The 11,079-nt window shown below is 64.0% G+C and carries 8 protein-coding genes; 5 read left to right on the plus strand and 3 right to left on the minus strand.

The genetic code is table 11. The annotated features are described in order from the left end of the window. Nucleotides 1-79: 79 nt before the first annotated feature. Together ACXWUF_RS11065 and ACXWUF_RS11070 are read left to right on the plus strand one after the other, a co-directional pair. Complete coding sequence (locus ACXWUF_RS11065) at nt 80-649, plus strand: Uma2 family endonuclease (protein WP_458494735.1); 570 nt, start codon at nt 80-82, stop codon at nt 647-649. A gap of 72 nt (nt 650-721) precedes the next feature. Next, on the plus strand, nt 722-2,476 hold the full coding sequence (locus tag ACXWUF_RS11070) for a tetratricopeptide repeat protein (RefSeq protein WP_458494736.1): 1,755 nt from the start codon (nt 722-724) through the stop codon (nt 2,474-2,476). A gap of 91 nt (nt 2,477-2,567) precedes the next feature. Here ACXWUF_RS11070 and ACXWUF_RS11075 read toward each other — a convergent pair whose 3' ends face one another. The 3 genes from ACXWUF_RS11075 to ACXWUF_RS11085 form a co-directional block, all read right to left on the minus strand. Further along, entirely contained in the window at nt 2,568-2,879 is a 312-nt protein-coding gene (locus ACXWUF_RS11075) for a hypothetical protein (protein WP_458494737.1), read from the minus strand. Continuing rightward, on the minus strand, nt 2,879-3,100 hold the full coding sequence (locus ACXWUF_RS11080; RefSeq protein ID WP_458494738.1) for a ribbon-helix-helix protein, CopG family: 222 nt from the start codon (nt 3,098-3,100) through the stop codon (nt 2,879-2,881). Before ACXWUF_RS11080 ends, ACXWUF_RS11075 begins: the two co-directional genes overlap by 1 nt. Before the next feature lie 65 nt (nt 3,101-3,165). Beyond that, complete coding sequence (locus ACXWUF_RS11085) at nt 3,166-7,242, minus strand: hypothetical protein (protein ID WP_458494739.1); 4,077 nt, start codon at nt 7,240-7,242, stop codon at nt 3,166-3,168. Between the two features lie 395 nt (nt 7,243-7,637). On the opposite strand from ACXWUF_RS11085, the gene ACXWUF_RS11090 reads away from it, so the two are divergent. The 3 genes from ACXWUF_RS11090 to ACXWUF_RS11100 form a co-directional block, all read left to right on the plus strand. After that, on the plus strand, nt 7,638-8,384 hold the full coding sequence (locus ACXWUF_RS11090) for an ABC transporter permease (RefSeq protein WP_458496888.1): 747 nt from the start codon (nt 7,638-7,640) through the stop codon (nt 8,382-8,384). 128 nt (nt 8,385-8,512) lie between these two features. After that, complete coding sequence (locus tag ACXWUF_RS11095; protein ID WP_458494741.1) at nt 8,513-10,201, plus strand: GspE/PulE family protein; 1,689 nt, start codon at nt 8,513-8,515, stop codon at nt 10,199-10,201. A 120-nt stretch (nt 10,202-10,321) separates the two neighbouring features. Next, the coding region (locus ACXWUF_RS11100; protein ID WP_458494742.1) for a type II secretion system F family protein at nt 10,322-11,079 on the plus strand (758 nt) is incomplete at its 3' end.

An 11,079-nucleotide genomic window follows, 5' to 3' on the forward strand; every position in this document is an offset into this window, starting at 1 on the left:
TCGGCACGAACGGCCCGCTGTGTAAGCCCTGGTATAAAATCCGCTCAATGTTCCGACCCTTTGCCGGGAGTACCCGCTGATGAATGCTATTCGCCCGCCGCCCTTGCCCAGCCTCTACGACCAACTCCAAGCCCTGCCGGAAAATCGGGTGGGGGAGATCATCGACGGCCAGTTGTACACCCAGCCGCGCCCGTCGGGTCCACACGGCTTGGCGGAATTCAACCTGGGCTACACCGTGGGCGGGCCATTCAGCAAAGGCCGGGGCGGACCCGGTGGCTGGTGGATTTTGATCGAACCCGAGGTCCATTTCGTCCGCGACACCGAGGTGACCGTGCCGGACTTGGCGGGTTGGCGGCGCGAGCGGATGCCGTCGATACCCAAGGGGCACCGCTTTGAGGCCGTGCCCGATTGGGTGTGCGAAGTGTTGTCCACGCACACCGCCAAGAAGGACCGGGCCAAGAAAATGCCGCTGTATGCCCGGTTTGGCGTTACCCATTGCTGGCTGGTCGATCCCCGTCAGCGGACCCTGGAAGCCTATGAGTTAAGGGCGGGATTATGGACCTTGCTGGCGACGCTTGAAGATGAGGAAACCGTCGCTTTGCCGCCATTCGACGCGGTGGGGTTTTCGCTGGGGGATTTGTGGACGTGAGTCCGGGAACGGGGCGCTATTCTCGCGGGTCCGAAAATAGCCATCAGATCAATCGGCAGGAGGGTAGCCAAAATGATCGCACCGCAACTTTTGATCGCGCCGTTAACCGTCATCCTGCTATCACTCGGGCTTTTCGGTTGCGAACCCCAGCACCGCCCCTTCCGTCAATCGGACACCCTGGCGGACCACTCCCCCGCCCATCATCACACCGAAGCCTTCCGCCCTCCCGCTGGAAGCGGGCCGACAACCCCAACGGCGGCGGACGAGCCAGCGGAATTGCTGCCCGGCCTTGGCGCGCTTCACTATCCCATCACCACCGCCGCGCCGTTGGCGCAAGCCTATTTCGACCAGGGCTTGCGGCTCACGTATGCCTTCAACCACGCCGAGGCGCGGCGGGCCTTCCGCCAAGCGCAGCGGCTGGACCCCGCTTGCGCCCTGTGCTTTTGGGGCGAGGCGCTGGCGCTGGGGCCGAACATCAACGCGCCCATGGAGTCCGCCGCGCTGGGTCCAGCCCTGGACGCCATCGGCAAGGCCCGCGCCCTTTCCGGCCAAGCGGCGCCGCGCGAGCGGGCCTTGATCGAAGCCCTAGCGAAACGCTATTCCCCAGACACGCGGGCCGAGCGGGCCGCCTTGGACCGTGCCTACGCCGACGCCATGGGCGAGGCGGCGGCGCGGTTTCCCGCAGACGACCAAATCGCGGTGCTGTACGCCGAATCCTTGATGGACCTGTCGCCCTGGGATTATTGGGAAGCCGGCGGCGCCAAGCCGAAGGGGCGCATGGCGGAATCGCTGGCGGTGCTGGAGCGGGTGTTGCGGCGCAACCCGGAGCATCCGGGCGCCATCCATTACTACATCCACGCGGTGGAGGCGTCCGACCGTCCGGCGCGGGCCGAGGCCCACGCCGACCGGCTGGGCGCGCTCATGCCGGGCGCCGGGCATTTGGTGCATATGCCGGCGCACGTCTATTACCGGGTGGGCCGCTACCAGGATTCCATTGAGGCCAACCGCCGGGCCGTGGCGGCGGACGAGGCGTATTTCGCCAAGGTCGGCCAGCGGGCGGGACTCTACGCGGACGGCTATTACCCGCACAACGTGCATTTCCTGATGACCTCGGCGCAGATGGCGGGCGACGGGGCCACGGCCATCGAGGCCGCCAGGAAGCTGGCCGCGCTCGTCGATGACCGGGCCGCCGAAACCGCGCCTTGGATACAGCCCATCAAGGCCGCGCCGTTCTTCGCCCACGCCCAATTCGGCACGCCGGACGCCATCCTGGCCTTGCCCGATCCCGGCGACCGGCTGCCCTATGTGAAGGCCGCTTGGCATTACGCCCGCGGCGTGGCCGGGACCACGGCGGGAGACGCGGATCGTGCGGAGCGGGAAGCCAACGCCATCGCCCGGTTGCGGGAGGGCGCCGATTGGTCCGCCCTCGTGGCGGCGGGCGTGCCCGCTGGGGACGTGCTGGACATCGCCGAGCGGGTGTTACGCGCCCGCTTGGCGCAAGCACGGGGCGACCTTGATGCCGCCAGGGCGCAACTGGAATCCGCCGCCGCCGTGCAAGACCGCCTGCCGTATATGGAACCGCCGTTCTGGTATTACCCGGTGCGGCAGACGCTTGGCGCGGCGTGCTTGCAATCCGGTGATTTGGCCGGGGCCGAGGCAGCTTTTCAAGCCGTATTGGAAAAGTCGCCCCACAATGCCTGGGCGCTGTGGGGATTGCGCGAGGTCCATGCCCGGCGCGGGGATGCGGGGCAGGTACGGGCGATGGAGCGGCGGTTGGGGAAGGCTTGGCTGGGGGAAGGGAAGGGACCGGCGTTGGGGCGGCTGTAGGGAAGAATCGTAAAACCATGGGGGTGGCGCACAGCGGAATCCATCGCTCTAGGCCGGGTGGCATGACAGGTTCCGTTGCGCTCCATCCGCCCTATGACTTTCTACCCAGTCCGACCAAAAAACCGACTAAGCCCGAAGCAATGGCACTGACGATTCCGGCGGCCCACTTTTTGTCATCGGGCGCTCCGTTCGCGAATACGTAAACGCACCCGCCAAAGATGACCGCCGTGACCGCGAGCGAGAAGAGGAAGACACCGAAAGTCATTTTCCTTTTCAGCTCCGCGTCGGCGGCTTCCTGCGCCCGGCGGGCCACCGCATCTTCAGGTGATTCATTGCTGACCGGCAGCTCGTATTTGTGGTCAGTCCCGACAAGCTGTCCCAGATTTATCTGCCGGTCGGACATCAGATGCCCACGATCTCGGTTTCAAGCTGCCTATCTTGGCTGAGGATGCCGATCCGTTTCTTTTCGGCCTTGGCCTCGGCCACCACATCGAACAAGGCAATCGCTTTCCGCAGAATTTCGCTCTTCGACGTGTGGCTGTTCGCCGCCAATTGCTCCAAGCGCTCGTTCAACTCCGGCGATACCACCAAGCTGAGCCGAACCGATTCTTTTTCGTTTGCCATGATGACCTCGAATGCGTAAAAACTGCGTTTTGAGTACGCAAATTCTACGCTGGGTAAAAAGATACTCAATCCTCCGTTCGGGTGGCCTCGTTGTCCGCCTGTTCCTTGACGCGCCTCCGCCATGCCCGCCACAAGCCATCCGCCGAATACGCGCCCCAGCCCCAGCGCAGCCAATCCAACAGCGAATAGGCCAGCCACAAGGCCCAAGCCAGCATCAGCCCGCGATAAACCCACAGCGGCACCGACACCACCCAAGCTTGCGGCAGCGCCGGGCCGCTTTGGTCCTGATACCAGTTGAGGTGGTAGGCGTCGGAGTCGTTGCCCGCGATCTGCATGGACGGCAGGCCGAGCAAGCCCTGTTCCACCGCGTGCAGCAACACCGCCAGCGCCGCCAAGCTCAGCAGGGCGAGGCTGATTTGTAGCACGTTGAAGCGGGAGTCATCCAAGTCGCGGCCCGCCTTGGCCCGCCAGGCCAGGGCCAGCAGCCAGCCCACCACCATCACGCCGCTCAACACCGGCGCTTGACTTAGCCCCACCAGCAGCAAGGCCCATTGCCAGCTTTTGAGTGGCGTCAACGGCAGGCGGCCCAGCCCCAAGGCCAGCAGCACGATCACCGCCAACACGCCCCAGAACAGCACCGCCGGTCCCAGCGCTGGCCCGCCCAGCAGCAGCGCCCAGCGGTCGCGGCCCAAGGTGATGTGGGTGGACGCATTGACGCTGGCCGCGCCCAGATTCACTTCCGGCGCACGCAACCGGGTGACGATGCCGGTTTCGCTGCGCCAAACCAGGCTGGCGGTTTGAACGCCGGGATTAATGGGCAGGGACACCGAGCGGCCTTGCTGGCGGATCGGTTGCAAAGCGCCGTCGATAGTCACCGATTGCAGCGCCGCGCCGTCCGGCAGCGTCACCGCGTGTTGCCCGCCTTGGGAGCCACGCAGGCTGACCGTGAGCGTGGCGTCGGTGGCCCGCTCGCCAGGGTTGAGGTTGAGGTCGCTGCTGTCGATGGTCAGCGTGTTGCCGGGCACGCCCGCAGGTCGGGTGATATGCAAGGTCGCCGACTCGCCCGGCCAGGGTCGCCATTCCGGTGCCCATTGGCCCGCCGGGTTGGCGTGGTGGATGACCACCAAGCCTTCGCTGCGCATGTGCCAGACGGGACTCACGTCGGCCCGCCAGACTTCGGCCCAATCGCTGGTGTCCGGCGCTTTGAGGGTGATGGCAGGCTGTTTTTCCAAGACCGATTGCCAGCCCAGTTCCGTTTGGCCGGGCGGTAGGTTGACGGCGATTTTGCCGTCCCGGACATGCAGCCCGCCGGTGACCACCGATTCGCCGGGCAGCAGGGGAATATCTACGCTGACGGGGCTGTCATCCGGCCCCACCCGCCGCACGGCGGTGTCCACCCGCCAGTCCAAGCCCAGCCGCACGGTGCGTTCCACGGTTAGGAATGGCGGCAGCGGGCGGGCTTCCAGGGTGGCCGGAGCTTCCGGGCGCTGGTCGCGGGTGGTGCGGATGAGTTGTAGCTGGGTGTCCGGCACGCCGTTCTCGCGGATGCCTTCGACCTGCCAGTCTTGCCCCGTGGCTTCGACCCGGTGCGGCTTGAGTGGCAGGGGGAATTGGACCTGTTCGCGGGGTGGCAAGGGGCCGGTCAGTGTCACCATGTGTCGGCCCGGATCGAGCAGCAGCCAAAGTGAGCCGCCCTCGTCGCGGAACAAGCCTTGCGCGGGCTGGCCGTCCACCTCGGCCCGCGATGGCAGCCATTGGCCGAGTTGGGCGGGCAGGGGCACGCCGACTTTGGCGAGGGTGTGGATTTCCAGGGTTTGCCGCAGTTCGGTGGGGCTGGCGTCCAGCTTTAACAGGGGGATTTCCGCGCAGTCGGAACCGCAATCCGGCGGGTCCAGCAGGCGGGTTCGGAGTTCGTCCAGCAAGCGCGGGTCCGGGAAATCCGCGCCCTTCGCGGACGGCAGGAACAGCAGCAAGGGAACCAGCAGCAGCGGTGCAGCGCCTCCGGGCTTGAATCCGCGCCAGTTGAATTTGCCACTCACCAGCAGCCCAGCCAAACCGAGCAACAGCAAGACCCGCAGCACGTTGAGCGCCAGATTCACGACGGGCGAGAGCAGCACCAGCCCGACTTCCTGGGTCCGCAGCACCGGGCCGTTCCAAGTCAAAACGATCCGGGACCATTGCCATTGCGGCAGGCCGGGTCCGGTTTGAGTGAGGGCATTGGGGTCGATTTCGCGGAGCGTTTGGGCGGCGGGCGGGGCCGAGGCCGGTAAACCTTGCAGCGACTTGCGGAACGCCTTGGATTCCTCCCGGAGCGCACGGGGTCGCATGGGGCTGTCCGCTTCGGGCGTGGGGGCCACCATCCCCGCCGCTTGTTCATTCATCGCATCGGCGGCGGATGTCGGGTAGGCGATGGGCCAGGGCGGTTGCAGTTGCGGATAAAGCCCCAGGCGGATTTGATCGACCATGAACGGCACCGCGATGAGCGCCAGCGCCAACACGGTAAGGTTGCGATACCAGCGCACGCCAGTGGCGAACCGTCCGGCGGGCAGCACCCGCAACAGTGCGATGGCGGCGAGCAGGTTCAGCCACACATAGCGGGGCGCGTCCGGCTCGTGCCACAGCAACAGCAGCGCGGCCAGCGCCAGCGCGGCGGACGGCCAGTTGAACAGCCGGGCCACCGCCAACGAGGCAATCAGCACCACAAACAAGTCCAACAATGTCCAAGCCGAAGTCCAAGTGCCGGGCGCCTCGTCCACGCCGGTGGTGGTGAACAGTTTCCAGCCGGGCGGCAGGTTCAGTTCGGCGCTGAGTTGCTGGAAGTCCTGGTTCCAGCCAGTGGCCGGAAAGGCGCGGGTGCCTGCCAGACGGCTATCGGCGGACAGGTTGAGATGGCCGTGGCGGACTTCCACGCCCACGCCGTCGGTTTGCTCGTCGCGGGTGATGGATTGCGGTTCGTTGTCGATGGATACCCGGCCCAATTGTGTGCCGGGTTGCGCGTTCAGTCGCCAGCCACGGGTCATGCGCCCGCCGATGACATCGTTGACGGTGTAGCCTTGCCCATCGAAATCCAGCCAGATTTTCCGGTGCAGGGTGAGGGCGTCGGGTTCCGGCTCCGGGTCGCCGCGCCGGATTTGCTTGAAGCTCATGGCGTTGCCCGGCTCCAGGCGATAGGCGGGGAAAACCTTCCACACGTCGGGAAGCTCGGTCTGGCGCGGGTCCACGGTCGGGACGCCCTCGATCTCCACCAAGCGCACCGACGGCTGGGCCGCGTACACCCAGATTTCCTCGCGGGGCCACGGCTCGGAATATTCCGGCAGTTTGAGGGACGCCACCTCGCCGGGCAGGCGGGCCGTGATGTCGATGGCCCAATGACCGGGCCGGGCCTGCATCCGCAACCGCCCATCCGGTTCCAAGCGGGCGGGCAGGGGGCTGTCCACCCGCAAGGGAATGGCGTTTTCCAGCAAGGCACCTTGCAGCAGGATTTCCTGCGAGCGGCCCGACACGTCCAACTCCAGATGGGTCGCCACCTGGACCGGCACGCCGTCGTTGATCTGGCGGTAGACCTTGAGGGCCAGGGTGTCGGTGATTTCGGCGGAAGCGGGCTTGGCGCCGTCGTCGTGTATCCACAACTGGCCTTGCTCGTTGATGACTGGAATCGGCACGGGCTTGCCGCCGACAGCCAGGGCCACCAAGCCGGTGTTATCCGGCAGGTGCAGGTTTTCCGGCAGCCGGTCCCAGGCGTAGCGGCCCGTGATGTTGTGGATGCCCGGTGCCAGAACCAAGCCGGGCAGTGCTTCCCCGTTGTTTTGCAACACCGCTGGCTTGCCGTCGGCTTGCACGTCCTGCGGCCAATGCTCGGCGTCGCCCGGCAGGCCCGCCCATTGTTCGGCATAGACCCGCACCGTCAGGCTGAATCGCCCACCCCGTTCGTCCAGATTGAGTTCCAGCCGGGTCGGCCACACACAGCGGCGCTCGTCGGGGCTACCGTTGGCGAAAGGACAGGTTTGGGCTTGTTGATCCCACAATGCCCATTCCGTCCAAGGCTTGAGCGGCTCGGGCACTTGCTCCGGCGGCAGCGGGCGGGCCAGGGCGATGTTTATGAGTAAGGGCAAGAGGAGTAGCAGAATGCGCCGGTAGGACATGGGGATTCTCCGCCTGTTATTGATGTGGGTGGGCCAGGGCTGACATCGCTCGAAGCGATGTTATCCCTTTCAAACCATTGGCGAAACGTGGCTTCCATAGGATGGGTGAAGGTACGCCATGGGATGCGGCCAACTCCGAAAATCTTGCGGCGTGCCGCAACCCATCACCTCGGGCCAGGCGGCATGATGGGTTCCGTCCGCGAAGCTCCACCCATCCTATGAATGGCTTGGCGAAACGGAGCGCATTCCTTAGCCCCGGTTGCCTGTTCCCCGCCGATTGCTCTAGGATGTGCGCCCTTCCGTCGAGGTGCTTTCGAGTGAGTCTATCCGGTTTTTCCGTATCACCCCTCGCCATGGGGCGTAGCTTTTGGCGTCATCGCCAACTGATCTGGCAAATGACCCGGCGCGACGTGCTGGGCCGCTACCGGGGTTCCATGATGGGCATCCTCTGGTCGTTCCTCCATCCGCTGGTCATGCTGGCTGTGTACACCTTCGTGTTTAGCGTGGTGTTTAAAGCCCGCTGGGGCGGCGGCTCGGACAGCAAGACCGAGTTCGCCATCCTGGTGTTCGCCGGGATGATCGTCCACGGCCTGTTCGCCGAATGCGTCAACCGCGCCCCCGTTACCATTTTGCAGAACGTCAATTACGTCAAGAAAGTGGTGTTTCCGCTGGAGATCCTGCCGTGGGTGAATATGGGTTCGGCCCTGTTTCATACGGCGGTGAGTGTTACCGTATTAACGGCATTCTATGGGCTTACCCATTTATCTTTGAATTGGACGGCGATTCTGTTTCCAATATTGATTATGCCGTTAGCGCTGGTCATTATGGGAATATCCTGGTTTCTTACATCGCTGGGGGTATATTTACGGGATTTAGGTCAGATTATCGGCATGGTCACGACCATTATGATGTTTCTTAGCCCGATATTCTTTCCCGCCTCCGCCTTGCCCGAAGATTATCGAGTCTTACTTTATCTCAATCCCTTGGCGTTCATGATTGAAGAATCCCGAAATATCCTGATTTTGGGTATATTACCCGACTGGCAGGGCTTGGCGATTTATTATGCTTCCGGGTTGGTTGTGGCATGGCTGGGGTTTGTCTGGTTTCAGAAAACCCGGCGGGGATTCGCGGATGTGCTCTAGAATGGATTGGTGCAGCGCGGATGTAGGTCGGGCTTTAGCCCGACTCTATCGCCTTGTTTGATCCAGTATCGGGCTAAAGCCCGACCTACTCCTCCATGCTGCCCGTGCCCGCATTGAAAACTATCTAAATGAACCCGCAACCCATCGGCGTCTTGCTCCAAGAGCAAAAGCTAATCACCGCCCTCGACCTCGACAAAGCCCTGGCCTTCCAGCGCCAATTCGGCGGGCGGATCGGCTCGATTCTGGTCCGCATCGGTGCCTTGTCGGAAGACGTCCTGCTGGCGGCGCTGGCCGGGCAGTTGGGATTGACCGTGGCGGGCGGCGACGAATTGCCCACCCGCGCCGCCGAGATCCTCGACGCCGCCCGGATCGGCGGCTTGAGCGTGGATTGGCTGCTCGCCCAGGAGGTCGCCTTATGGGGGGGCGTGGATGCCGTCATTCATTGCGTTGCCCGGAATCCCATCGGCTCCGATTTGCAGGAAACCGTCGAAGCCAGTTTTCCTGAACATTCGGTTATCTTCCATTTCATCGCCAACCAGGATTTGGACCGGCTGCTCAAGCTCTTGCAGCAACCGCCGGACCCGTTCCACGGCGACGAAATCGCCCATCTGCGCGAACTGGCGGAAGAAGCGCCCATCATCGAATTGGTCAGCAACATCATGGCCCAAGCGGTGGACGAGCGGGCTTCCGACATCCACATCGAGCCGGAGGAGCAGGTGTTCCACGTCCGCTACCGGGTCGATGGCCTCCTCCGCACCCGCTACACCTTGCCCAAGGAGCGCTTCGACGCCGTGGCCTCGCGGGTCAAGCTGATTTCCGCCCTCGATATTGCCGAACGGCGCTTGCCCCAGGATGGCCGCATCGCCGTGCGGGCGGGCGGCGTGGAGATGGACATCCGCGTCTCGGTGATTCCGGGCGTGCATGGCGAATCCATCGTCGCCCGCCTGTTGCCCAAGCAACGCGCCGATTTGTCGCTGGAAAAGCTGGGCATGGAGATCGACCACATGGAAAGCTTCCAGCGCTGGGCGCGGGAGCCGCACGGCATCGTGTTGGTCACGGGTCCGACCGGCTCGGGCAAAAGCACCACGCTGTACACGGCCTTGCAGGTCGCCAACGATCAGCGCCATAAGATCATCACCGTCGAAGACCCGGTGGAATACCGCATGGCCGGTATCACCCAGATTCAGGTTCACTCGGAAATCGGCTACACCTTCTCGCGGGCGCTGCGGGCCATTCTCCGCCACGATCCCGACATCATCATGATTGGCGAAATCCGCGACGTGGAGACGGCGGAAATCGCGGTGCAATCGGCGCTGACCGGCCACATGGTGTTTTCCACCCTGCACACCAACGACGCCATTGCCGCTTTCAACCGCTTGCTGGATATGGGCTTGGAAGCGTTTTTGGTGGCCTCGTCGGTGCGGGCGGTCGAGGCGCAACGGCTAGTGCGGAAGCTGTGTCCCCACTGCGCGAAACCAATGCGGCCCACCCCCGCCGTGCTGGCGATGGTGGACGAATTGGCGGAACGCTTCCCCGGCTTTTTTACGTCCGAACCGAACTGGCGCGAACCGGCGGGTTGTCCGCAGTGCAAGGGCGTGGGCTATTTGGGCCGGATGGGCATTTACGAATTCGCCGAGGTGACGCCGGAATTGCAAAGCGCCATCCTGTCGCGGGCCTCGGCGGGCGAAATGATTAAGCTGGCCCGTAGCCAGGGCTTCCGCACCTTGCGGGAGGATGGCTTCATCAAGGCGTGGCGGGGGCAGACCAGCTTGGATGAAATCCTGCGGGTGACGGGGCAGGGCGAGGCAGCGGATTGAGCGTGGGTTTCAAATACCGGGTTAGCGCCGTAGGTTGGGGTGACGAAGGAACCCCAACGCAAGCGGTCATAGGCGTGTTGGGGTTCGTGCCTCACCCCAACCTACTTGGTTGCGCTTGATATGGATTTCAAATACCGGGCCATCAACGCGCAAGGCCAAACCGTCCAAGGCCGCTTGGAAGCCCGCGACCAGAACGAAGCGGCGCGGCTGTTGCAACAGCAAGGCTTGACGCCCATCGCCCTGGACCGGGACCAACCCGCCGCCGCCGCACGGGGTCGGAAAAAATCCGCCAAAGCCCAAGACAAAGCGCTGGTGATCCGCGAGCTGGGGATACTGCTGCGCTCCGGCGTGCCGCTGGCCGAGGCGGTGGCGTCCATCGGCCAGACCCACGGCGACAGTCCCATCGGGCTGGGTTTCGAGGAGGTCAACGCTCGATTGCGGAGCGGCGGTAGTTTGACCCAAGCCTTGCGGGAGGCGAAGTTCGGCTTCCCCGATTACGTCCTGCAACTCGCCGCCGCCGGGGAAATGACCGGCAAGCTAGCCGAAGCCTTGCTCAGCGCCGCCGACCAGATGGACTATGAGCTTAAAATCAGCCAGGAAATGCGTAACGCGCTGATTTATCCGAGTATTCTGGTGTTTTCAGGGGTGGCGGCGACGCTGCTGGTGTTCATCGTGGTGGTGCCCAAGTTTGCTAACATGCTCAAGTCCGGGCGGGCCGAGGTTCCGGCCTTGTCGGCCTGGGTGTTGAAAATCGGCCTGTTCGTCAAAGAGAATTTGTTCTGGCTGGGGCTGGGCACGGTGGGCACGTTGTTCGCGCTGGCGGTGCTGTTGAGCAAGGAAGAATACCGCCAGAAGCTCATGGAATTGCTGGTGCGGCT

The sequence above is a fragment of the Methylomagnum sp. genome (assembly GCF_054333355.1).

Excerpts from the sequence above, each read along its gene's own strand:
- ACXWUF_RS11085 (WP_458494739.1), bottom strand. The coding sequence starts at position 7,242 with ATGTCCTACCGGCGCATTCTGCTACTCCTCTTGCCCTTACTCATAAAC.
- ACXWUF_RS11075 (WP_458494737.1), bottom strand. The coding sequence starts at position 2,879 with ATGTCCGACCGGCAGATAAATCTGGGACAGCTTGTCGGGACTGACCAC.
- ACXWUF_RS11095 (WP_458494741.1), top strand. The coding sequence starts at position 8,513 with ATGAACCCGCAACCCATCGGCGTCTTGCTCCAAGAGCAAAAGCTAATC.
- ACXWUF_RS11070 (WP_458494736.1), top strand. The coding sequence starts at position 722 with ATGATCGCACCGCAACTTTTGATCGCGCCGTTAACCGTCATCCTGCTA.
- ACXWUF_RS11090 (WP_458496888.1), top strand. The coding sequence starts at position 7,638 with ATGACCCGGCGCGACGTGCTGGGCCGCTACCGGGGTTCCATGATGGGC.
- ACXWUF_RS11080 (WP_458494738.1), bottom strand. The coding sequence starts at position 3,100 with ATGGCAAACGAAAAAGAATCGGTTCGGCTCAGCTTGGTGGTATCGCCG.
- ACXWUF_RS11065 (WP_458494735.1), top strand. The coding sequence starts at position 80 with ATGAATGCTATTCGCCCGCCGCCCTTGCCCAGCCTCTACGACCAACTC.